Annotated in this window: 24 protein-coding genes; 8 read left to right on the top strand and 16 right to left on the bottom strand. The window is 65.9% G+C overall.

Annotation, left to right across the window (positions count from 1 at the left end):
• Window positions 1–44: 44 nt before the first annotated feature.
• The 6 genes from CNO20_RS21480 to CNO20_RS21455 all read right to left on the bottom strand — a co-directional run bounded on the left by CNO20_RS21480 (window position 45) and on the right by CNO20_RS21455 (window position 6,093).
• On the bottom strand, window positions 45–1,373 hold the full coding sequence (locus CNO20_RS21480; RefSeq protein ID WP_101298260.1) for a nucleotide sugar dehydrogenase: 1,329 nt from the start codon (window positions 1,371–1,373) through the stop codon (window positions 45–47).
• The gene (locus CNO20_RS21475) at window positions 1,366–2,763 is read right to left on the bottom strand and encodes a nucleotide sugar dehydrogenase (RefSeq protein ID WP_101298259.1); all 1,398 of its coding nucleotides are present in this window, start codon (window positions 2,761–2,763) and stop codon (window positions 1,366–1,368) included. Before CNO20_RS21475 ends, CNO20_RS21480 begins: the two co-directional genes overlap by 8 nt.
• Window positions 2,760–3,344 carry an acyltransferase gene (locus CNO20_RS21470; RefSeq protein ID WP_101298258.1) on the bottom strand — a complete coding sequence of 195 codons (585 nt, stop codon included), beginning with the start codon at window positions 3,342–3,344 and terminating at the stop codon, window positions 2,760–2,762. The genes CNO20_RS21475 and CNO20_RS21470 overlap by 4 nt, the downstream gene beginning before the upstream one ends.
• Before the next feature lie 3 nt (window positions 3,345–3,347).
• The gene (locus CNO20_RS21465; RefSeq protein ID WP_101298257.1) at window positions 3,348–3,563 is read right to left on the bottom strand and encodes a hypothetical protein; all 216 of its coding nucleotides are present in this window, start codon (window positions 3,561–3,563) and stop codon (window positions 3,348–3,350) included.
• Between the two features lie 306 nt (window positions 3,564–3,869).
• On the bottom strand, window positions 3,870–4,820 hold the full coding sequence (locus tag CNO20_RS21460; protein WP_233204286.1) for a Gfo/Idh/MocA family oxidoreductase: 951 nt from the start codon (window positions 4,818–4,820) through the stop codon (window positions 3,870–3,872).
• Window positions 4,821–4,959: 139 nt separating this feature from the next.
• Window positions 4,960–6,093, bottom strand: coding sequence for a DegT/DnrJ/EryC1/StrS family aminotransferase (locus CNO20_RS21455; RefSeq protein ID WP_101298255.1), 1,134 nt, complete (start codon window positions 6,091–6,093; stop codon window positions 4,960–4,962).
• Between the two features lie 366 nt (window positions 6,094–6,459).
• Between CNO20_RS21455 and CNO20_RS21450 the strand changes: the two genes are divergently transcribed.
• The 3 genes from CNO20_RS21450 (at window position 6,460) to CNO20_RS21435 (ending at window position 9,348) form a co-directional block, all read left to right on the top strand.
• The gene (locus CNO20_RS21450) at window positions 6,460–7,473 is read left to right on the top strand and encodes a DUF1616 domain-containing protein (RefSeq protein ID WP_101298254.1); all 1,014 of its coding nucleotides are present in this window, start codon (window positions 6,460–6,462) and stop codon (window positions 7,471–7,473) included.
• Entirely contained in the window at window positions 7,473–8,060 is a 588-nt protein-coding gene (locus CNO20_RS21445; RefSeq protein WP_101298253.1) for a metal-dependent hydrolase, read from the top strand. The genes CNO20_RS21450 and CNO20_RS21445 overlap by 1 nt, the downstream gene beginning before the upstream one ends.
• A 967-nt stretch (window positions 8,061–9,027) precedes the next feature.
• Window positions 9,028–9,348 (top strand): hypothetical protein, encoded by a 321-nt coding sequence (locus tag CNO20_RS21435; RefSeq protein WP_101298251.1) that lies wholly within the window; start codon window positions 9,028–9,030, stop codon window positions 9,346–9,348.
• Window positions 9,349–9,524: 176 nt separating this feature from the next.
• On the opposite strand, the gene CNO20_RS22790 is transcribed toward CNO20_RS21435, so the two are convergent.
• Entirely contained in the window at window positions 9,525–9,881 is a 357-nt protein-coding gene (locus tag CNO20_RS22790) for a hypothetical protein (protein WP_143423315.1), read from the bottom strand.
• Here CNO20_RS22790 and CNO20_RS21430 point away from each other — a divergent pair.
• Complete coding sequence (locus CNO20_RS21430; RefSeq protein WP_143423314.1) at window positions 9,846–11,135, top strand: right-handed parallel beta-helix repeat-containing protein; 1,290 nt, start codon at window positions 9,846–9,848, stop codon at window positions 11,133–11,135. The genes CNO20_RS22790 and CNO20_RS21430 overlap by 36 nt on opposite strands.
• Here CNO20_RS21430 and CNO20_RS21425 read toward each other — a convergent pair.
• From CNO20_RS21425 to CNO20_RS21415, 5 genes are all read right to left on the bottom strand, one after another.
• Window positions 11,132–12,487: a glycosyltransferase family 4 protein gene (locus tag CNO20_RS21425; RefSeq protein WP_101298249.1), complete on the bottom strand. Its 1,356-nt coding sequence runs from the start codon at window positions 12,485–12,487 to the stop codon at window positions 11,132–11,134. The two genes, CNO20_RS21430 and CNO20_RS21425, sit on opposite strands and share 4 nt — an antisense overlap.
• Before the next feature lie 64 nt (window positions 12,488–12,551).
• Complete coding sequence (locus tag CNO20_RS24465) at window positions 12,552–12,758, bottom strand: ATP-binding protein (protein WP_143423323.1); 207 nt, start codon at window positions 12,756–12,758, stop codon at window positions 12,552–12,554.
• Window positions 12,759–12,779: 21 nt separating this feature from the next.
• Window positions 12,780–12,932, bottom strand: coding sequence for a hypothetical protein (locus CNO20_RS23980; RefSeq protein WP_233204279.1), 153 nt, complete (start codon window positions 12,930–12,932; stop codon window positions 12,780–12,782).
• Window positions 12,933–12,971: 39 nt separating this feature from the next.
• Window positions 12,972–13,238, bottom strand: coding sequence for a HalX domain-containing protein (locus tag CNO20_RS21420; RefSeq protein ID WP_101298248.1), 267 nt, complete (start codon window positions 13,236–13,238; stop codon window positions 12,972–12,974).
• Window positions 13,239–13,485: 247 nt separating this feature from the next.
• Window positions 13,486–13,779, bottom strand: coding sequence for a winged helix-turn-helix transcriptional regulator (locus tag CNO20_RS21415; RefSeq protein WP_101298247.1), 294 nt, complete (start codon window positions 13,777–13,779; stop codon window positions 13,486–13,488).
• Window positions 13,780–14,809: 1,030 nt separating this feature from the next.
• Here CNO20_RS21415 and CNO20_RS21410 point away from each other — a divergent pair.
• The 3 genes from CNO20_RS21410 (at window position 14,810) to CNO20_RS21400 (ending at window position 19,982) form a co-directional block, all read left to right on the top strand.
• Window positions 14,810–15,895: a glycosyltransferase family 2 protein gene (locus CNO20_RS21410; protein WP_101298246.1), complete on the top strand. Its 1,086-nt coding sequence runs from the start codon at window positions 14,810–14,812 to the stop codon at window positions 15,893–15,895.
• A gap of 176 nt (window positions 15,896–16,071) precedes the next feature.
• A complete protein-coding gene (locus CNO20_RS21405; RefSeq protein WP_101298245.1) occupies window positions 16,072–18,021 on the top strand; it encodes a hypothetical protein in 1,950 nt (649 codons plus the stop codon).
• A gap of 347 nt (window positions 18,022–18,368) precedes the next feature.
• Window positions 18,369–19,982 (top strand): alkaline phosphatase family protein, encoded by a 1,614-nt coding sequence (locus CNO20_RS21400; RefSeq protein ID WP_101298244.1) that lies wholly within the window; start codon window positions 18,369–18,371, stop codon window positions 19,980–19,982.
• An 87-nt stretch (window positions 19,983–20,069) separates the two neighbouring features.
• On the opposite strand, the gene CNO20_RS21395 is transcribed toward CNO20_RS21400, so the two are convergent.
• Both CNO20_RS21395 and CNO20_RS21390 read right to left on the bottom strand, forming a co-directional pair.
• Window positions 20,070–20,465, bottom strand: coding sequence for a PIN domain-containing protein (locus CNO20_RS21395; RefSeq protein ID WP_143423313.1), 396 nt, complete (start codon window positions 20,463–20,465; stop codon window positions 20,070–20,072).
• Window positions 20,462–20,650, bottom strand: a complete 189-nt coding sequence (locus CNO20_RS21390) for an antitoxin VapB family protein (protein ID WP_233204285.1) — start codon at window positions 20,648–20,650, stop codon at window positions 20,462–20,464. Before CNO20_RS21390 ends, CNO20_RS21395 begins: the two co-directional genes overlap by 4 nt.
• A gap of 208 nt (window positions 20,651–20,858) precedes the next feature.
• Between CNO20_RS21390 and CNO20_RS21385 the strand changes: the two genes are divergently transcribed.
• Window positions 20,859–21,065, top strand: a complete 207-nt coding sequence (locus tag CNO20_RS21385; RefSeq protein ID WP_101298242.1) for a hypothetical protein — start codon at window positions 20,859–20,861, stop codon at window positions 21,063–21,065.
• Window positions 21,066–21,117: 52 nt separating this feature from the next.
• On the opposite strand, the gene CNO20_RS21380 is transcribed toward CNO20_RS21385, so the two are convergent.
• Both CNO20_RS21380 and CNO20_RS23125 read right to left on the bottom strand, forming a co-directional pair.
• Window positions 21,118–21,444, bottom strand: a complete 327-nt coding sequence (locus CNO20_RS21380; RefSeq protein ID WP_158237462.1) for a DdfA family disk-determining factor — start codon at window positions 21,442–21,444, stop codon at window positions 21,118–21,120.
• Window positions 21,445–21,663: 219 nt separating this feature from the next.
• A partial coding sequence (locus CNO20_RS23125; protein ID WP_101298241.1) for a right-handed parallel beta-helix repeat-containing protein occupies window positions 21,664–22,781 on the bottom strand: 1,118 nt, incomplete at its 5' end.

Below are 22,781 nucleotides of genomic sequence, written 5' to 3'. Positions count from 1 at the left end.
CTCGCGCTCCCGCACGCTCGGGTCCGCGGTCCAGCGCTCTCGGATCACAGGCTCTCGTAGGCGAAGCCGGCGGACGCGGCCTCCTCCTCGTTCAGCGCGCTCATCACGTCGAGGAGCACGGGACTTTCGTTCAGCGCCGCGGCCATCGTCTCGACGTCGAGGTCCGCGAACTCGTCGTGCGGGGTGGCGAGGACGACGCCGTCGAACCCCGAGAGCGACAGCTCCTCCTGCACGTCGATGCCGAAGTAGTCGCGCATCGCGTCGTCGTCCGCGTGCGGGTCGTAGCCGACGACCTCGACGTCGTACTCCGCGAGCGCGTTGACGACGCCCTTCACCTCGGAGGTTCGGATGTCACCGACGTTCGGCTTGTACGCGAGACCGAGCACGAGCAGGCGGGAGTCCCTGAGCACCTTCCCCTGGCGGTTCAGCGCCTTCAGCGCGAGCTCCGCCGCGTGCTTCGGCATGTACTCGTTTATCTCGCGGCTCTGCAGGATGAGCTTCGGCTGGTAGCCGGCTCGTTCCGCGCCGTGGGCGAGGTACAGCGGGTCGACCGGGATGCAGTGGCCGCCGACCAGGCCGGGGTGGTACTTGTGGAAGTTCCACTTCGTCCCGGCCGCCTCGATCACCTCGTGCGTGTCGATGTCGAGGTGGTCACAGATGATCGACAGCTCGTTCATCAGCGCGATGTTGATGTCGCGCTGGACGTTCTCCGTCACCTTCGCGGCCTCCGCAGTCTCGATGTTCGGCGCGCGGTAGACGCCCGCGTCGACGATCGACTCGTACAGCGCCGCGAGGTCCGCGAGCACCTCGTCGTCCGAACCGCTGACGATCTTCACGACCTCCTGCAGTGTGCGGTCGGTGCCGGGCGCGAGGCGCTCGGGCGAGTAGCCGAGGAACAGGTCCTCGCCGATAGTCAGCCCGGACTCCGCTTCGAGGATCGGGCCGAGGACGTCGCGGGTGACGCCGGGGTAGACGGTCGATTCGAGGACCACCGTCGTGTCCGGCGAGACGTGCTCTCCGACGGTTCTCGCCGCGCCCTCGATGAACGCCAGGTTCGGGTTCTTCATCTCGTCGACCGGCGTCGGCACCGTGACGATGACGTAGTCGGCCTCGGCGATGACGGCCGGGTCGGTCGTGAAGTCCACGCCGCTTTCGGCGACGGCGTCGTCTCCGAGGTCGCCCGTCGTGTCGACGCCGCTCGACAGCGCGTCGATCTTGTCCTCGTCGATGTCGTAGCCGGCGACCCGGTGTCCCGCGTCCGCGAACGCGACGGACAGCGGCAGGCCGACGTACCCCTGCCCCACCACGCAGATGCTGGCGGTTTCGGCGCACGATTCTCCCGATTCGGTCCGCTTCGCGGTCGCTTCAGACATTGATTCCGATCCCCCTGTAGTGAACCGCGTCGTGATCGCGCAGCTCTCGGAGGGCCTGGCGGCCGTCCACGACGACCAGCCGCCGATCCCCGCCGTCCGGCCCGAACGCGGTCAGATCGAGCCCGTCGAACGCCTCCTGCGGCGTCACGAGCACGACCGCGTCGTACGTCTCGTCCAGCTCGTCGAGGTCCGCGAGGGTCGCGCCGGCCTCCTCGAACGGTTCAGCGTGGGTGTTCACCGGATCGACCGCCGTCACGTCGACGCCGTCCTCGACGAGCCGGCGGACGAGCGGCAGCGACGGCGTCGCGCGGATCTCGTCGACGCCGGGTCGGTAGGTGAGCCCCAGCACCAGTACCCGCGCGTCTGCGGGGTCGACGCCCTCGGCCCGGAGGCCGTCGATGGCGTGCTCGGCGGTGTACACGGGCATCCTCTCGTTGGTTTCCCGGGCCGCCGACATGATCGGCGTCTCGGTCTCGAACCCTTTCATGATGAACTGCGGGTAGTAGGGGATGCAGTGACCGCCGACGCCCGCGCCGGGCGCGTGAATGTCGCAGAACGGCTGGGTGTTCGCCGCCTCGATCGCCTCGGTCACGTCGATTTCCATCTCCGCGGCGTGCTTCGCCAGCTCGTTCGCCAACCCGATGTTGACGTCGCGGTAGACTCCCTCGAACACCTTGACCGCCTCCGCGGTCGTCGTGTCGGAGACGGTGATGACCTTGTTCTCGTTGATCTGCTCGTAGACGAGTGTCGCGACGCGCGCGCTCTCCTCGTCCGCCCCGCCGACGATCTTCGGGTAGGCGCCGCGGATGTCTTCGAGGGCGCGGCCGCTCGACGTGCGCTCGGGGCAGAACGCCAGCCCGAACTCGCCGAGTTCGAGCCCCGACTCGCGCTCCAAAAGCGGGAGCAGCCGGTCGACGCAGCTCCGCGGCGGGAGCGTCGACTCCGCGACGACGAGATCGCCGGCTTCGAGCCCGGCGGCGACGTCCGACATCACGGACTCGATCACCGACAGATCCGGCGACCCGTCCGCGTCGATCAGCGTCGGGACGATCGCGACGTGGATCCGCGCGTCGCGGGCGGCCGCGACTGTGTCGCTCGTCGCCCGGAGCGCGCCCGCGTCGACGAGGTCGCCGACGAGGTCGTCGAGCCCCGGTTCGCCGGCGATATGGCTCCGCCCGGCGCTGACCGATTCGACGACCGACTCGTCGACGTCCGCGCCGATCACGTTCCGGGTCACGTCGGCGTAGACGGCCGCGAGCGGCAGGCCCATCTTGCCGAGGCCGTACACCGCGACCGGCACCTCGCCGCTCGTCAGCGCGCGGCGCTGTTCGTCCGCCGGGGCGTCGTTGCCGTACAGTGCCGTCGTTTCGTGGATTCGTGCCTCGCTCATGCGAGCGTGTTCTCCGCGTCGAGTTCGTCCGGAAGCGGTTCGTGCCGGGCCGGCGCGCCGACCGCGAGCGCGTTCGGGGGGACGTCCTTCGTCACGACCGCCCCCGCGGCGACGAACGCGCCCTCGCCCACCGTCACGCCCGGCAGGATCGTCGCGTTCGCGCCGATCGAGACGCCGTCCTCGATGGTCGGCCCCCGCATCTCGACGTCGCGGCGGACCGGGTACGGGTCGTTCGTGAGCGTCGCCCGCGGGCCGAGGAAGACGTTGCTGCCGATCGTCGTGTGCGTCGGCACGTACACGCCGGTCTGCATGCTCACGTGCGACCCGACGGTCGTCGTGCCGTCGATGACGGCGTCCGTCCCGACGACGACGCCGTCGCCGATCGTCGTGTCCTCCCGGATCAGGGCGTTGTGTCCGGTGACGAAGTCGTCGCCGATCCGCACGTCGGCGTAGATGATCGTCCCCTGCCGGACCCGCGCTCTGTCGCCCAGCTCCGCCGGCGACACGTCCTCGCGGTGGAGGTACCCGACGGTCGCGCCGTCGTCTATCTGGCAGTCGGTGCCCGCGTGGTACCAGCCCATCGCCTACGCCTCCGCGCCCTCCGCGACCCTCGTTCCCGCGCTGTCCTCGGAACCGTCCGTCGTCTCCTCGCCGCCGTCGGAGTCGTCCCCGTCGGCGGCGGCGTCTCTGCCGTCGGCGTCGTCCGCCGCCCAGTCGCGTCGGCTGACGACGAACCCGATCGCCGTCAGCGCCACCGCCAGAAGACCGACCGCGACGAGAAGTTTCGTTTTTCCGTTCATGGCTGGATCACTGCGTTCATACGCGGTTCTCAGCCCAATCAGTGTGGAGGAAGCGGCTTTATTATAGGCGTGGTAAACGGGCTTAGGAGGGTTTTAGCGGCGGTTTCGAATGGTGGTATTTCGCCACTCCTCGTTCGGGGGTCGCATTGGAGGCACAGAGGCGTTTCTCACGACCGATCTCCGGTTTGATTCTAATTCACAACAGGCTCTTCACGGTTGCAATCGCAGCGAGGTAGTCGATTCCATAATATCACAATATAAAAAGATGAAATATCACAATATGAATAGGGGAAACTCCCCCGCGGCTCAGTCCCGGACGAGCGGCGGGCGGTTTTCGTCCGGGTCGGGATCGGTCGGGAGCGCGAGTTCGTCGAGTCGGTGGGTCAGTTCGAGCGCGCGCAGGCCGTCCTCGCCGGTGACGGCCGGCTCGGAGCCGGTTCGGACGGCCTCGACGAACGAGGTCAGCTCCTTTTTGAGCGGTTCCCCCCGATCGACCGTGAGCTGTTCGACGACGCTCTCGTGGCGGTAGCGGACGTCGCCGTTGTCCCGGACGTACTCGGGGACGGACCGGCGGTGGATCTCGATGGTCTGGTCGATGTAGTCCACCTTCACGCGCGAGTCGGCCGCCGAGATCGTGAGCTTTCGGACCTTCTCCTGGGTCACCCGACTGGCGGTGAGTTCGGCGACGACGCCGTTTCCGAAGCGGAGGTTCGCGGCGGCGTAGTTGCCGTCGCGCGTCCCGACGGCGTTCGCGTCCGTCACCTTGTCGCCGACGATCGAGAGCACGACATCGACGTCGTGGATCATCAGGTCCAGCACGACGCTGTCGTCGATCTCCCGGTCGAGCGGCGGGCCGAGCCGCTCGGCGGTGATGGCGATGATATCGAGGTCGTCGACGAGGTCCATGAGCGTGAGCACGGCCGGGTTGAACCGCTCGATGTGTCCGACCTGGAGGACCACGCCGCGCTCGCGGGCGAACTCGACGAGCTGTCGGCCGTCCTCGGGATCGTCGACGAACGGTTTCTCGACGAGCACGTGCACGCCGGCGTCGATGCACTCGCGCGCGGCGTCGTAGTGGTACTGGGTCGGGACCGCGATCGAGACGAGGTCGATCCGATCGAGCAAGTCGCCGAGTTTGAGCGCCTCGGTGTGGTACTCCGCGGCGACCTCCTCGGCCCGCTCCATGTCGGCGTCGTAGACGCCTTCGAGCGTCACGCCCGGGAGATCACGGTACACCCGGGCGTGGTTCTGTCCCATGCTCCCGACGCCGATGACTCCGGCGCGGAGTTCCCTCTCTCGGTCGAAGCAGTCGCCCTCGGGTTCTCGGTCGAGACCACCCTCCTCGGACTCTCGATCGGGACGGCCGCCCGCTGTCTCCCGATCGAGACGGCCGTCGTCAGACATAGTGCGCCTCCGCTTCGTCGGCGGCGGCCGCCGGTTCGATCTCGATCTCCGAGACCGCGTCGCCGATCGTCTCCAGGTCCCCCTTCGAGAGCTTCGGGTGGACCGGCAGGGACAGCACCTGCTCCGCCACAGCGTCGCCAACCGGCGCGGCGGGTCCCTCGTACCACTCGAACGCTTCGAGCCGGTGGATGGGCGTCGGGTAGTACACCGCGCTGCCGACCCCGCGCTCCCCAAGCGCGTCGCGGACGGCGTCGCGGTTGCCGCACCGGACCGTGTACTGGTGGTACGCGTGGCGGCGGTCGTCGGGCTCGACGGGCGCGATTGCCGGCGTTTCGTCGAGTCGGTCCGTCAGGGCGGCGGCGTTGGCTCGCCGCGCTTCGACGAACTCGTCGAGCCGGTCGAGCTGGCCGAGACCGATCGCGGCCGCGAGGTTCGTCATCCGGAAGTTGTGCCCGTGGTCGACGTGCGCGTAGCCGCCGTCCGGGCCGCGTCCGTGGTTGACGAAGCTCGCTGCGGCCCGCGCGATCTCCTCGTCGTCGGTGGTGATGATCCCGCCTTCGCCCGTCGTCATGTTCTTCGTGGGATAAAACGAGAAGCACGCCGCGTCGCCGAGCGAGCCGGCCCGACGGCCGCGGTACTCGGCGCCGTGCGCCTGCGCCGCGTCCTCGACGAGCGTCGCGTCGTACTCGTCGGCGATCTCGCGGAGGCGATCCATCTCGGCCGGCAGCCCGTACAGGTGGACGGGGAGGATGGCGTCGACGTCCCCGCCGCGCTCGCGCGCGACTTCCTCGACCGAGCGCGGATCGAGGTTGTACGTCGCCGGATCGACGTCGGCGAAGAGCGGTGTCGCCCCGGCGAAGTGGATCGTGTTCGCCGTGGCGACGAACGAAAAGGGCGTCGTGACGACCGTGTCGCCCTCGCCGATTCCGGCGGCGACCAGCGCGGCGTGCAGCGCCGTCGTCCCGTTCGAGGTGGCGACGGCGTACTCCGTCCCGCAGTACTCGGCGAAGCGGTCCTCGAACTCCCGAACCACGTCGCCGTCGGCGAGCATGCCCGATTCGAGCACGTCGACGACGCCCTTCAGCTCCGCGTCGCCGATGTCCGGATCCGCAATGGGGATGGTCACGGGGCCACCCCCCCGTCGTTTCCGCGCCGGTTCCCGCCCGTCGGTGCCGGGAACGTAGCGCGCCGCCGACCGCCGGTCCGCGACGGCGGTGCGCCCGATTGACCCAGTCCTTGCATCACCTAGTCGCTGCCCTCACAGGCGCTTTATTATCGGTCCGCTAAGAGGGCGGATATCCGTTCGATAAGAGGGGGAATAGGTGACAGATACAGATCATGTGTGCCGCAGACGTATCGTGCTATTCGGTACCACGTGGGGCGGTCCGTGCGCGCGAATCGCGTTTAGGTACCGTTTAGACCGGCGAAATCGACGCTCCTGAGATAAACAGTCTGAAGGGTTTTTTATCGCGCGGCGCGGTATTGTGACCCGATGACAGCTGTGTACAGGTGGGCCGGAGACCTCGTGCTGGCAGCCCTCGTGACGCTCGTGGCCGCCGGCGCGGTTCTCGTTCTCGGCGTCAGCGGCTTCCCCCGCATCGTGCTGCTGTTGCCGGTCGTGTTGTTCGTCCCCGGCTACGCCTTCCTCGCCGTCCTCTTCCCCGACAGATACGCGCCGTCCAGGACGCTTCGAGCGCTCGATCGGGCGCAGGTGGTCGATCCGACCGGGCGCGAGTACTTCCAAATCGGAACGGGCGAGCGCGCCGTGCTCTCCGTGGCGCTGAGCCTCGCGATCGTCCCGCTGGTCCTCCTCGGACTCAACTTTACGCCGTCCGGGATCAGCGCCGTTCCCCTCCTGTACGTGCTCACCGGGTTCACGCTGATGTGTCTCGCAGTCGCGATGGCGCGACGCGCGTGGCTCGATCCGGCAGACCGGTACCACGCATTCGAAGAACTCGGCGCGAGCGCCGAGGGCGCGCTCGGCGGAGGCGGGGTGTACAGCCTCGCGCTCGCTGCGAGCCTGCTGCTGCTGGCGGGGACGGGCGCGTACGCCATCGCCAGCCCCATCGACAGCGATCCGCTCACCGAGTACTACCTCGTCACAGAACAGGACGGCAACTTCACGAACGAGAACGCCGCCGAGGCCGTCCGCAACGGCGGAACGGTCCACGTGGCGATCGGCAACCACGAGGGCGAGGAGACGACGTACACGACGGTCGTGCGGCTGGAACGCGTGAACCCGGACGGGAGCGTCGCCGAGGCGTCCGAGCTGGATCGGTTCAGCACCACCGTCCGGGAGGGCCAGACGAAGCGCGTGCCCTACGACGTTTCCGCCTCCGCCGACGGGGAGCGGACGCGTGTCGCGTTCCTCCTGTTCAAGGGCGACCCCGGCGAAGCGACCCGGGACGACGCGTACCGGACCGTCCACGTCTGGCTGACTCCCCCCGACGGCCAGCAGTCGCAGAGCCGTGAGGCGGTCTCGTCACCCGCGGAGGCCCGGACGTAATGTGGCCGTGGGGGCACGCGGCCTTCGGCTACATCCTGTACTCGCTGGGCTCGCGCGCCGTCCGCGGGCGACCGCCCGACGGACCGTCCGTGTTCGTACTGCTGATCGCGACGCAGCTACCGGATCTCGTGGATAAGCCGCTCGCCTGGGGACTCGGGCTGTTCCCACAGGGGTACGCCGTCGGGCACTCGGCGTTCGTGGCCGTTCCGGTCGGCCTCCTCGCGCTTCTGCTCGGCGTCCGTGTCGACCGGCGCGAACTCGGCGTCGCGTTCGTCATCGGCTACTGGTCGCACCTCGCCGGCGACGTCGTGGCCCCGCTCGCGACGGGCGACGGGTTCGGCGTCGAACGGGTGCTGTGGCCGCTCGTCACGCTCCCCGAGTACGGGACGGAGTACACGATGTTCGAACGAGTGAACGTCTACCTCTCTGCCTTCCTCGAACTCCTTTCAACTTCGGAACAGATTGGGGTTCTGATGGTGTACTTCGGGCCGTTTCTCGCGGCGTTCGTGCTTTGGATCGTCGACGGCGCACCGGGGGTCGCAACGCTACGTCGGGCGGTTGTCGGGATCGACTGTCGTGGACGCTGACCAGCTCTAACCCTCGAAATTCACGTTTCGTCCTACTGCACTTGCACTCCGATCCGATCGGCTTCTTTCTCACTAGTTCTTACTCTTATGGTCATTTGACTGATTCATTTTCGAAGCAGGTTTCTGCCGCAGAAGCTTTAAAAATCAAATATTTTGAGGTAATAGAACAGAGCTTGAAACCCCGTCGCTCGGCCGTCGCTCCTTCCTCAAAGCGGTGGGCGCGACGCTCGGCGCCGGTGCGGCGGCAGGCCGCGCCTCGGCCGGCAGCGGGTAGAACACATCAACGTCGTCGAGGACGGCGGCCTCGACAACACCAGTCGCGAGTCGATCGTCCCGGGGCTTCGAGAGTTTCTCGACGACACCGTGCGGCTGTACTTCCCGCCGAGCGAGTACTGCCTGGACGAGCAGATCCGCTTCACTGGATTCGAGAAGCTCTGGCTGTAAGGGTACGCCGGCCAGACGACGTCCGTCCCGGCGCCGGCGGACGGGTTTTCCGGCGAATCCTGGCTATTTAAGTTCGGCATCTGCTACTGCCTGGGCGACTGATTCTACTCGCCGGCCTCACGTTCAGCTTCACGGCACCTAACGCCCGGCTCCAGGCGATCCAGGCACAGGTAAAAGATTATTACATCCACAATGTGAAGTTCGTCGGCGAACACGATAGCGAGACGTGGGGGCCGATGCTCGTCGACATCGTCGATCCCGATTGGATCGGCTCCGTCGAACGGGTTCGGATACCGGACGGTGGAAAGTCCACGATCAACACGTCCGGTGGCGGGACTCCGACGGTCGACATCGGTCCGGCCGGTTTCATCCTGAGCCCCTATTACAGCGGGAAATTTTGGGTCGACGACTTCGAGATCGGACCGTTCCGGACAACGGCCTGTACGTCTCGGGCGCGAACGGGCACGTCGTCGACGCCGGCCGAAACACCATCCGCTACGATCGCGACGACTGTCAGTTCTCTGTGAACACGATGAGACAACCCGGAGACGACTATCGCCACGCGCTCAGTATTAACGGTGACGACTGCATTGTCGTCTACGGCGAGTACGAGTCGACGTACCATCCGATCGTCAACAACGCCAGCGAGACGGTCATCTACGACCTCACTGTAAAGTCCTACGACGGCTACGCTGCCGTCAATCTCCTCGACGGAAACAGCGACTCGTCGACTAAGCGGCGGAAGCCGCCGCGCGGTGCCCGGTCGCCGCCGAGATTCGAACCGCTCGGGCGCAGGTCGCTCGGCCTCCACGATTCGCGCTATTTTACGAGAATTTATCGATAGCAGAAGTTGTAATTCGTTTTCTCCTGTATATTTTATATGATTACGATAAGCTAGATTTCATCACTTATGACTTTTATGGCCGATATACGAACGCTCGTCCAAAACACTTTTCTCAGTGAAAGAGTGTCCAGTAGACGATTATGTCTGGGACTCCAGAACGGAATTCGGACTCGAGTTCACGATCGTATGCTCGCCGGTCTTTCCTCGGCGTACTGGGCGCGGCAGTCGGTGCCGGCGCGGTTTCGAATCGGGCGTCTGCCGCCGACTTCTGTCCGACGGACCCGGCCGATACCCCCGATCACTCGGAACCGGAGCAAGAGCAGCCGTCCTCCCCGGAAGAGGCCTCGTGCGACGTCGAACCCGAGGGGGGATACGAGCGCATCAACGTCGTCGAGGACGGTGGCCTCGACAATACCGGAAATGAATCGATCGTGTCGGGACTCCAAGAGCTCCTCGCCGACAACGTCCAGCTGTACTTCCCGCCGGGTGAGTACTATATGGACGAGCAGATCCGCTTCACCGACTTCGACCATCTCTGGTTGCAGGGCGAAGCGGGCGAGACGACGATCGTTCCGGCCTCTGGGGACGACTTCTCGGGGCAGGCCCGCCTCTTCAAGCTTGGCACCTACTACAGCCCGGGCGAGTGGCTCGAAGTCGGCGGGTTCACGTTCGACTTCACCGCGTCGAATACCGGACTCCGCGGCATCCAGGCGCAGGTGAACGGGTGCTGTATCCACGACGTGGAGTTCATCGGCGAACACGATAGCGGGACGTGGGGCCCGATGCTCGTCGACATCGTCGACTCCGCGGGAACGGGACTCGTGGAGCGGGTACGGATGCCGGACGGTGGACTGTTCACGGCCAACGCGTCGGACGACGCCGACCCGACGGTTGAAACCGGTCCGACCGGACTCCTCCTGAGCCCCTACCACCGCGGCGAACTCACCGTCCGTGACACGGAGATCGGGGCGTTCCCAGACAACGGGCTGTACGTCTCAGGGACAAACGGGCGCGTGATCGTCGACGGCGGCACGTTCAAGAACAGCAACGTCGCGAACATCCGCCTCGCCGGCGACGGGAGCGCCGTCAGAAACGCCACGATCATCATCGACGAGAATCGGAATCGCGATCAGAATCAGCCGGGAATCCGCCTCGACGCCGGTCAGAACATGGTCGTCGAGAACACGACGATTAAGCTCGACGCGCCTAACGGGGACGCGATTTCGGTGTTGAGCGAGGTATCGTCGGCGCAGATCGCGAATAGTTCGATCACCATCGCAAGTGGTGTGATCAACGACGGGATCGTTCTCAAAGACGGCAGCGGCGACATTGAAATCAGCGACACGGACATCTCGATGGACAGCGGCGGGCAGGCCATCCAGATCCGCGACGGCAACGGCCAGGTCCAAGTTGAGGGCGTCACCGTCACGGGCGACGCCTCCGGCGCCTCTGGCGGCCGCAGCGCAATCCGGTGCGATCGCGGCGGCAGCGAGTTCGTGGGCCTGACGGTGGACCAGCCCGGCGGCGGCTACCGCCGCGCGATCACCCTCACCGGTGACAACTGCACGATCGAGTCCGGCACATACGAGTCGACGCACCACGCGATCGTCAACGACGCCAGCGGGACGACGATTAGCGGCGTCACCGCGCGGGCGTACAACGGTGCCGAGGCGGTCAAACTCCTCGCCGGCAACAGCGACGTCACCATCGTCGACAGCGTGCTGTACAACGGCATCGACGACCGGGGCACGACGAACCTCCAGCTGGAAGGCAATCAGACGCCCTAGCGAGCGCCGAAAGTCGGTAGCTCACCGCGGGATTGCGCGTCATGGTTCTGCCTCCCGGCGGTGACTTTCCTGTATAACTCCGAGAACTTCTCGATGACCGTCTCGGGTGCGAATCGGTCAAGTTCGTCGGGGATCGCGCCGTAGTGCGCGTCGTAGTCGGCGACGAGTCGGTCGAAGGCGTCCGCGAGCGACAGCTCGTCGCCCGGTTTGAACAGCTCGCCAGCGTCGCCAACGATGTAGTCCATGCTGCCGACGTCGGAGACGACGATCGGCGTCCGCGTCGACAGCGCCTCCAAGACGACCCGTCCGAACGGTTCGTCGATGAGGCCCGGATAGACGAACGCGTCGGCGGACCCGTAGACTTCCGGGAGGTCACCGTGGTCGACGTAGCCGAGCCAGTCGATGTGCTCGTCCGCGCCGACCTCGCGCGCAAGCGCCCGGAGCCGGTCGCCGAACGGCCCCGCGCCCGCGATCTGAAGCCGCGCATTGTGCCCGCGCGATCGGATGTGCGGGAGCGCACGGACGAGCACGTGGACGCCCTTGATATCCTGTAGTGCGCCGACGTACAGCAGCGTGATTGGGCCGTCTTCGAATGCGGTCGAATCGCCTTCGAGAGCGGCAGAACCGCCGTCGAGGTCTACCTCCGATGCTTCGTCGGCAGGGATGGATCGGCGGAACTCGCGGCGGAACGCCTCGTCGTAGAAGTGCGGGATGACGGTGATCCGGTCCGCCGGAAAGCCGAGGTCGGCGTAGTCGGCCTTCATGTGCGGCGAGAGCGCGTGGTACGCATCGATCTCATCAGCGCGCGCCATCGACTTCCGGACGAGGTCAAGCTTCCCGAGCGACGAATAGGCGCTTCGGAGCTCCCGTTCGAGCCCCTGCCGCCGTTCGAGCCCGGTCGCCGCGACACAGCCGACACACTTCAGGGGCGACGGACCCCCGCACTTCCGCTCGCCGTGATACATCATGTCGCCTTTTGGGCAAACTGGCACGTAGGAGTTGAGCGTTGACAGCGTCGGCGTGTTGAGGTCGGCGAGCACCGGGACAAACGCGGACGAGTACGAGTGGACGAGATCGTGACGGGTCAGTGCGTCGAGCTCCTTCCGCAGCGCCCGGTGTTTCGCCGTGATCGGATGCGGGAGTTTCGAGAGGTTGTCGTGGAGCACGTACTCCACGCGGTCCTGCGCCGGCAGGTCCGCCTCGGCGGCGTCCATCTGGCTCGACACGTACACCGTCAGGTCGTGCCGCCGCGAGAGCCGTTCGATGAGCAGTGTCGAGGTCCGGACCGCCCCGGTCCCGGCCGCGCCAGGACACTCCGCCGGGACGAACCCGACGTTGAGCCGCTCGGTCACGTCGGACCGACTCCCGTTCCACTTCGCGTTCTCATGTCCGGGTGTACCCTTCCGGCGAGCATTATTATCGGCCTCGTAATACGCGGCGTGCGTCAGGCGTACCGGAGTTCGACGCAGCACACCGATCTCTCAGGTTCGTTGTCCTCGACCAGATTCGATCGCCGTACTGCGCGACCAGTTGCTCGACGAGATACAGCCCAATGCCCATCCCGGAGCTGTCTGGCCCCCGCTCGTCCTCGCCGAAGGTCGACTCCTTCCGCCGGTCCGAAATCCCGGGTCCGTTGTCCGCGACTCAGACAGTCTCGCGATCGGCGTCGGTGTCGGAATCAGAATCCACGCCGACGTCGGCCTTGACGCTCACGCGCTCCGCCGGCATGTCCTTGCCGGTGTAGCGGACAGCGTTGCTTAACATCAAGGCGAGGATCTCATTCGCCCGCACCACCACGTCGCGGACGTCGCCGTCGGGCGAGAGCTCGATTCCGCCCTACAGCCGCTCCGCCGTCTGCAGTTCGGATTCGAGTACGGACGCTATGACGATCGCGTTGCGCGGCGACTCCGTCGGCTTGCCCGCTTCGAGGAGCGCCCGCTTCGCGCTGAGGGTGAGGTATTCATAGACCGCGTCGTCGTACGCGTTCCGTGCCAGCACGTCGGCGATCGTTTCGAGGAGGCGCTCCCTGTCACCCGGCTTGACGACGTAATCGTCGAACCCCATCTCCAGGATGTCGAAGTCCGGCTCGACGGCACTGAGCATCACGACGCGGCAATCGAGGCGGAGCCCATGGATCCGATCGAGCACCTACTCGCCCGACAGCCCCGGCATGCGCCGGTCGAGGAGGACGATGTCGACTCCTTCGTGAGGGCCGCCTTCCCGTCGTAGGTGCGCTCGACGCGGTACTCCTCTTCGAGCCAGCCCGCTGTGCATGCGGACTAGCCGCGGGTCGTTGTTGACGACGAGCACGAGCGGCCGGGTGTCCTCTCCGAGGTGTCTTTCTCTCTCCCTACGCCGCCAGCGCCTCGATGACCGACTCCATATCCCGTCCGTGGCGGGTCAGGTCGTACTCGACCCGCCGGGGCGGCTCGCTCAGCACGACGCGGTCCACAAGGTCGTTCTCGGCCAAGTCGTCCAGGCTGTTGGTCAACACCTCCACCGAGATGTCGTGCCGGCATTTCAACTCGTTGAACCGGATCGACCCATCCGGCAGCAGCGTCTGGATGATGACCGGGTACCACTTCTTCGAGATGAGATTGACGGTTTCGACGACCGTCTCGGCATCGGTTTCGTCTCCTCTCACCGGATATTCGCTCCGTTGTCGAGGCGACGCATCATCTCGTATTCGCCATCTAGGTGACAAGCCCACGAGATCGAGGGAACCGCGGGGTCTGGACTACCTCACCCCACCTTACGAGCATCCTAAACCCGCCTCGTCGGTGGTAAACGCGATCGACGCCCCTCAATTGGTCGACGCACCGCGACGCACCGCGAGCGTCTGCGTTCGCCGCAGACGCTTGGAGTCGCCAATCTCGGGTCTGATCTGCGGGGGTACCAGCAGGTAAGGATGGCGAGTTACCGAAATGGTACTGTTCTATAATATTGAATGTTATATTTTCGTTATTTAGGCAGCAACAATGGTTGCAACCCACGCGACGGATCGGAGGAGCTGAAACGGCGAACGTTCGTGACATCCTCGCCCGCCGTAAACGACGGGGCTTCCTGCACAGCAGGAACCCAGCATGCCGGGCCGGTTTCAGGACCCTCTCCGACGGCCTCAGACGGGAGGGTCCCTCCCTCGGCACGTGGGCGTCCTGTGGCGCTGTCACGAGTGTTCCCATCGCCAAGCGTGTCATCGCCGTCCGGTTTTTCGGGACGGCTCTCACCCAAGGCGTCATCCGGCGGGGAACCGGACGAAGGTGGTTCGGTTGTGTCACGCGACACAGGACAGCCTGCGTCAACCCATGAGACACTCTCATGCACGATAAATATTTCCGGTCGAGTTCCGCCCCGACCACTGACGGCGGTTGTCCAGTAGGTAGTCGCATTCCCGCCCGGCCTCAAGGCCGGGATTCTCTGCTTAAATATAGATGAGTCTCAGAAGGTTGTCCTTCGCGCCCGCGGGTTCCGCCGACGCCGCTTCTTATACCCACCGCCCTCCCGTCGCCCTGCGAACGACTCGCACAAAACCCGAATACGGGGCCGGGAACGCGGCGACTATACACACCATAGTTCCGATCCGGCCCGCTTAGGCGGTGTATTATAAAGCGACTGTGGGGGGAGTAGTCGGCACGAGCGATAGTCGGGTCGATTGACCCGGAGAGCGATCAACGATGTACAAAGACAACACGATCGGCGTCGTCGTGCCCGCGTACAACGAGGAGGGCTACGTCGGTGGAGTCATCGACACCATGCCCGGCTTCGTCGACAGGGTGTACGTGGTCGACGACGGTTCGACGGACGGGACGTGGCGGGAGATACGGGAGCACGCGGCGTCGTACAACGCCGAGAATCCGCCCGAAGCGCCGGAGTTCGACGAGTGTATCGTGCCGATCCAACACGAGGAGAACCGCGGCGTCGGGGGCGCGATCAAGACGGGCTACCTCCAGGCGCTCGAAGACGGGATCGACGTCGCCGCCGTCATGGGCGGGGACGGACAAATGGATCCGGAGGTCCTCGCGAAGTTCGTCGACCCCGTCGTCGACGGGGTGGCCGACTACGCGAAGGGCAACCGCTTCATGCGAAGCGACGATCTCGAAGCGATGCCGCGCTTCCGGCTCGTCGGCAACTCCGTCCTCTCGCTTCTGACGAAGATCGCCAGCGGCTACTGGAAGATCGCCGATCCGCAGAACGGGTACACCGTCATCTCCCGGGAGGCGCTGGAGCGGATCGACGTCGAGGGGATGTACGAGTACTACGGGTACTGCAACGACCTGCTCGTCAAACTCAACGCGGAGAACCTCCGCGTGGCGGACGTCGCCCACTCGGCGGAGAGCGTCTACGACGAGGAGGACTGGAAGAGCCACATCGAGTACGACGAGTACATCCCGAAGGTGTCGGCGATGCTCCTTCGGAACTTCCTCTGGCGGCTGAACCGCAAGTACCTCGTGCGCGACTTCCACCCCCTCGCGTTCTTCTACTACTTCGGGGCGGGCGTGTCGGCGCTGAGCCTCGCCGGAATTGCCGCGTCGCTGCGAAAGCGCCGCGAGGAGACGGGCAGCTGGCTGCTGTCGCTGTTCCTCGGCGTCTCGCTCCTGCTCTTCGCGATGGTGTTCGACATGCAGGAGAACCGCGACCGGGAGGTCCGGGTCGACGACGAGCGCGACGGCGTCGCGGCGGCGGACGACGCGTTCGCGACCGCCGACGGAGAGGAAGCCGACGCGCGGCCGGAGCGGCTGGCGGCCGCAGGCGATGACTGAGCGGACGGCACGGCGCCGTTCGGAAGCGCCCCCCGCCGCGACGGTCCGGGCAGCCGAGGCGGGTGCGGACGATGCGACGAACGGGGTCGCGTCGGACGGCGCGACGGACGAGCCGAGGACGGACAGCACGACGAACGAGACGGCGACGGTCCGCCGTTGAACGGAGGCACCCCGGTATGAGCAACACGACCAACTCGGTGACGGGCATGCTGCGGAGCGGACGGTTAGACGTGATAGGCGCGACACTCGTGCTCCTGATCGCGCTCGTCACGCTGCCGCTTCGATTCGTCCTCTCGCAGGTGTACATACAGACGCTGCCGATCGTCCTCGGCATCGCGTCGGTCCTGTACCTCCTCGCGTCCAGAAACGAGCGGGGACAGGCGTTAGCGACGCTCAGGCCGGACATCGCGCTCGCGCTTCCCGCGGTGACGGTGTTCGGCATGGCGCTTCTGGCGCTCCTTGCGACGATCCAGGGGGAGCGGACGCTCCTGTTCTACGACGTGGCGGCGGCGACGGGGATGCTCCTGCTCGCGCAGGTACTGTTCACCGACGAGCGCGAGTTCTCGCCCGCCCTTCTCCTGTTGCAGATCGTCCTTCTGGGACTCGTCGTCCGTTTCGCGGCGCTGACGACGACGCCCGGCTACATCGGTATCGACATCTGGACGCACACGCCGACGTGGTCGGCGGCGATCTTAGAGCAGGGGTCGCTCGAACCCATCTCCCACCGGAAGTACTACGCGTCGCCGCTGTACCACCTGCTCGTCGTGGGCGCGAGCCTGCTTCTCGACGTGCCGGTCCGGCAGGCGTTGTACCTGTCTCTCGGCGTCGCGATGCCGCTGTCCGTGATCTTCGTGTACGCCACCGCGCGGTACTTCGTCGGCCTCCGCTGGGCGGTGTTCGCGGCCGCGGTCTACTCGATCGCCGGCCACGTCGTCGAGTGGGGGATCCACATCATCCCGACGAGCCTCGGGCTCGTGTTCTTTCTCGGGATTCTCTACAGCCTGACGCGGGTGCTCCACCTGGACTACAAGTTCCGCGACTTCGCGCTGGTGGTGTTTTTCAGCGTCGGGACGATCCTCACGCACCAGGTGTCGGCGTTCATCATGCTCGTGTTCACGGGCGCCGGCCTGCTCGCGCAGTTCGCGCTCAGCTTCGGGCTGTTCAACCCCCGGCTTTCGAGTCCGTTCGAGTTCAACTCCCAGGACACGGTGAATCTCTCGGGACTCCTGGCGTTCGACCTCGGGCTGATCACCTTCATGTGGTCGCTGACCCCATACCAGGGCGGGACGTTCCTCTCGACGATCTTCAGCTACTTCGTGACGACGGTCACGGAGAGCGGGGGCTTCGGCAGCGGCGTCGGCGAGGGCAGCGCGGTCGGAGCCGAGGCCGCGCCGACGCTCGTGGAGCAGCTCGTCACGTACATCGACGTGACTGGCTTTCTGGTCCTGCTGCTTTTCACCATCGTCGGCAGCATCTACATCCTCCGGCGGGAGAACGCCTCGCACGCGACGTTCACCGGCGTCGTCGCGACCGTGGTGATGCTCGTGTTCGTGTTCGGGTTCCCGCTCTTCGGCATCGAGACGTTCCTCCCCGGCAGGTGGTTCGCGTTCCTCGCCGCCCCGATGGCGGTCATCGCGGCGCTGGGGCTCGCGTTCCTCGTCAGAAACCTCACGCCTCGCGGCACGGTCGTGCTGCTGCTCGTGTTCATCATCGCGTTCCCGACCGTGTCCGTGCTGGCGAGCCACGGAACGCTCGACAGCCCGCCGTTCGAGCACACGCAGACGCGCTACAGCTACACCGACGCCGAGCTGACCGGCGCGCAGACGATCAGCGACATCACGGTGCAGGAGGAAGGCGAGCGGATGAACACCGACCACCCCTACCACACGGTGTACGAGCGCTGGCAGGACGAGAACGTGAGACCGGCGATGCTCGACAACGGAACGGCGGTCAACGAGACGGTCATCTACCGGGAGTACCAGGGCAAAGGCGCGGCGTACTTCAGGAACCCGAGCGGACCGGCCACTACGCCCGCGGTCACCGAAGAGCAGCTGTGCGGCGGCCCGCGCGACGTGACGTACAACAACGGCGACGTGCGCCTCTGCACGAGCGCGGGGGCGAGCTAGATGCCCGCGGACGCTCCGACGGCGAACGCGCCGGAAATGCGAGAACGGCTGCGGATCACGAAGGCGAGAAGCAGCGCCTCCCGTCGGGGAGCGGAAAGAGCGGTGCGGTCGAGCGGCGCGGACGTTCCGGTCAATCAGTTTGAACGTTCGCCGGTTCCGAAACAAACGGTACCGTCGATTAACAGGGTCATAACAAAATGAAGGGGAAGGTAAATTCGGACTCGATGAGCGCGGAGGGACAGCAGGTACGTTCACGCTCCAGCTGGGCTACTGTTGTGGTGCGTGACGCCGAAGCCGACTGTCGGGTGGCGACCGAGAGAGGCAGGTGAGTCGGCGTGAGCGAACGAATGGAGGCACTCCTCATCGGTATCGACGCCGGTTGTCTGCCGGTGTTCGAACGGCTGTACGAGAAGGACGCGATCCCGAACATCAAAGAGATCTGCGAGGGCGGCGTCTGCGGCCCGCTGGAGTCGCAGATCCCGCCGTGGACGCCGAGCGCGTGGCCGTCGATGTACACGGGCGTCAATCCGGGCAAACACGGCGTCTACGGCTTCGTAGACTTCGATGGCTACGACTGGAGCGTCGTCACCGCGGACGACGTGAGAGAACACGCCATCTGGGAGCTGCTCGACGAGCACGGCATGTCGAGCGTCGTCGTGAACGTTCCGGTGACGCACCCCCCCGACGAGATCGACGGGGCGATCGTTCCGGGGTTCATCGGGCCGGAGAACCCGGTCTGTCACCCCGAGGGCACGTTGGACGAACTCAAGCGCGAACTCGGCGAGTACCGCGTCTACCCCGCCTACTCCCGCGGGGACGACAAGGTGACGGACGACGAGAAGATGGACGAGTACTGCCGGCTGGTCCGGATGCGCGGCGGGGCGTTCCGATACCTCGCCGACAAACACCGGCCCGACTTCGGGTTCGTGCAGTTCCAGAAGACGGACACGGTGTTCCACGAGTTCGCCGGCGACGCCGAGAAGGTCGAACGCGTCTACCGGGTGACCGACGAGGAGATCGGGAAGATCCTGGAGGAGGCCGACCCGAAGCGGGTGTTCATCGCGAGCGACCACGGGATGGGGCCGTACGAGAAGTACGAGTTCCGCATCAACGAGTACCTCCGCGATAAGGGGTACGTCGAAACCAGGAAGGGCGGCAAGGGAATGCCGTCGTGGAACCCCATCCGCAACCAGCTCCGCGAGGGGCACCACGAGGAGACGTGGGAGCCGAGCACCGTCGAGCGCATCGCCGCCTACGCCGCGAAGTTCGGCCTCACCGCCGAACGCGTCGGCAAGGGGCTGAAAACGGTCGGTCTCGACGGGGTCGCCCGACGGTACGCGCCGAGGAACGTCACCCGGACCGCGAACGAACAGGTCGACTTCCCCAGTTCGAAGGCGTACATGCGGGCCCGAACCGAGCTCGGGATCCGGATCAACCTCGAAGGGAGAGAGCCGAACGGCGTCGTCCCGGCGGAGGAGTACGACTCGGTCCGCGCGGACCTCATCGAGTACCTCCGCGGCGTGTCGACGCCCGACGGCGACCCCATGTTCGAGGATGTCGCGCCGCGCGAGGAGTACTTCCACGGCCCGTACGTCGAGAAGGCGGTCGACATCGTCACGGTCCCGAACGACTTCGAGCAGTTCCTCTCCGCGCAGGTGCTCGACGGGTACTTCGCCCCGCCGACCGAACCGTGGAACCACAAGCTCGACGGGGTGTTCGCGGCGAAGGGCGTCGACATCGACCGGAGTGCGGCCCTGGAGGGCGCGCACCTGTTCGACGTCGCGCCGACGATCATGTCCGCCCTCGGAATCCCCTACAGCGACCGGATGGACGGACGGTCGCTGCCCGTCGTGGCCGACGCGGGCGCGCGCGAGTACGATCCGTACGAACACGAGGAGGCGGACTCGCTGGCGGACGACGGGGTGCAGGACCGCCTCGCCGACCTCGGCTACCTGGAGTGAACTTCTCGGAGGCCGTTACGGCGATTCCCCGGACGCGAGAAGCCGAACCGCGAGTAGGACGCCCTTCTTCGCGCGTGAGGTGCCTCCTCAGTACGATTCGACCTCGAGCCCGGGAGTACGCTCGAAACGGGAGACGTTTCGCGTCAAGACCGGCTCCTCGTGGACGACGCCCGTCGCTCCGACGACTTCGTCGCCGACGTCGTCGAGTGGCTCTCCCCTCCGTGCGAGCTCGCCGGCGAGGCGGCCGGCTTTCCGCGTGATTTTCCGCGATACGTCGTAGATCTCCTTGGATCCGACGATCGCTTCGATTTCGCGCTTTTCGTCCGCTGCGTCGGTACCGTAGCCGATTCCCCCGTAGATCTCGTAGAGAGTCATCGCAGAGAGCCGGATCGGCGTTCGTCGGTTCTCTGCGCGCTCGACCGCCGCGACGGCAGTCATCTCACCTTTCAGGAGATCGAAGATGACCGTCGTATCGAGGATCACGCGCCGTCGCCCCACTCCCGTCGGAGAGTCCGACCGTACCCCTCGTATCGGTCGGCGAGTTCCGCCTCGATCTCGTCGACGTCGTCTTCGGCGAGCAGTCCGACCGGATCGAGGAGCGATCGCTCGTCGGTGAGCCGATCGACGGTGTCGGAGAACGACTCTCCCTCTTTCTTGCGCCGTTTCAGGCCGATCCCAACGCGGCGGAGGGCCGACGGCTCCGACGCTTACCCCCGGGTAAGCCCCTCGCATCACGTGTCGGTTAGTTTGTATATATGTGGGTCGGACAGAAACGGCCGACCGGGAGGCGACAAGGAGATGAGACTGTGGAAACGGTGCAGGTGACGATCGGGCCATGAGCGAACCAGGACGCGGCGTTCGGGGAGGGGAACGCGGGTGAGCACCGACCCGGCGCAAGGGCCGGCCTCGACCGACGAGTGGCCGCGGTTCACCCTGCGGTACACCTTCGGCTCGCCGGCCTCTGACATCGACGGGACGTTCGAACCGGACGAGGTGATCGTCTTCGACCCGACGAAGAAGGGAGGAACTCACTGGGTGTCGGCCGAGGCGGGCTGGTACGTTCCGTTAGAACGGATTCGCTAGCCGACCGTCGGGGACGCGCCGCGGGCGCCCGGACCGGCGCGTTCGCGCGGCCTCAGTCGCGGAGGTGGCTGACGGCGATCTCCCCGTCGCCGTAAACGGTCACGTGGTAGCCGCTGTAGATGAACGAGACGTGCGCCCCGGTGCGGCGCGTACCGCCCCTCGTCGGGGCCAACAGCCGATCCAGCGCGTCCGGATCGACGCAGTCGTGCAGCGGATTGAGTTCGATCGGATCGACGCCCTCGATCTCCGCGACCATCCAGACGACCGCCGAACTGACCGACCGGTCTCCGTGCCAGTCGTGCTGCAACGAGTACGTCTCCGTCCGCTGATCGTACGTGAGCCCCCCGCCTCGTCGGTCCGAATTCAACCCCCCAGTCATTCGAAACTACCCTATCGTTCTGAATTTCACGAGTACTTACCAGTACTCCGAAAGAACTGCCCCCATATATATTATCTGGTACATATCCGGGTGATTGACGGATATCGATACTGTTTCTGCCCCGTGCCGGACGGCAACCGGCGAGTCAACCGAGGTCTCCGCCGTCGCGCTAGCTCGCTCGGCGCGGGCGACGCGCTTTCGAAACCGGGCGCCGGCACCTCACTCGATCACGGTCGGATCCATGACGCTGATCCAGTTCCGACCGTTCCAGATGGCGAGCCCCCACAGGGCGTCGCCCGACCCGTCGTGGATCCCGAGATCGCCCCGATAGACGCCCGATACGTCGCGCAGATCGGTTTCCAGGACGACACCGTCGCTCCGCAGCCGCAGCGCTCCCGACGTGCTGAGGAAGGCGGTGTCGTCGAGTCCGACGTGCGACGCTTCGTGGACGTCGACGTCGCGGGCGTCCCGGACGAGGACGAACGCGTCCTCGTAGTTCCGGTACGTCGAGTTCTTGATCGACACGTTCGGCGCGCCGGAGACGACGATCGCGCGGTACTCCTGGGACCGGCCGTTCGGCGGATCCCTGAAGAACGCCCCCTGGAAGTAACACGCCTCGATCGCGTGTCCGACCGCCGTTCCGGAGAGGTAGACGTCGCTCGGGTACTGTCGTCTCGCGCCGTTTCCTTCGAAGTACGCGCCGTAGATGCTCTGCGCCGATCCGCCGCGGGCGTCGACGCCGAAGCCGCCGTTGCCCTGGATGGTACCGCCGTGCCACCGCGTCGCGAACCCGCGCATCTGAACGCCGGGGTAGGTGCTGTTCCCGTACCGCCCGTTGAACATGGCGTGACAGCCGTAGAACGTCGTGCTGTTCGGGGCGGCGGCGGTCTCCAGACGGAAGCCGTTGCCGTCGCAGCCCCACGCGACGCAGTACCGGAAGTTGACGCCGAACGTGTTCTTGTCGAGGCCGTCCTCGGACGTGAAATCGTCGATCTGCACCCCGTGGGACCCCGTCTGGTACAGGATGAGGTTCTGGTACATCGAGTAGGGGGCCGCGCGGATCCGCAGGCCGACGTTCCCGCCCGTGATCTTGAGGTTCTGGACGATCGGGTTGTTGCGGTAGTCGCTCTGACCCCGGCCGATGACCTCGATCACGTTCGCGTCGGCGTCGTCCGCGTCGATCACCGTCCCCGACGGGTGACCGCCGGTCAGCGTGACTTCCTTGACCCGGTTGTCGAGGACGATCGGGAACTGCTCGCCCGCCTCCTGGGCGTCGTACGACGAGTGGACGTAGACCTTGTCGCCGTCCTGCGCGTCGTTCCAGGCGGCCTCGATCG

The organism is Halegenticoccus soli (assembly GCF_002844195.1).
In the GTDB taxonomy this organism is placed as follows: Archaea; Halobacteriota; Halobacteria; order Halobacteriales; family Haloferacaceae; genus Halegenticoccus; species Halegenticoccus soli.
The sequence above is the reverse complement of the archived record's forward strand: the minus strand, read 5'-3'. Positions and strand labels throughout refer to the sequence as shown.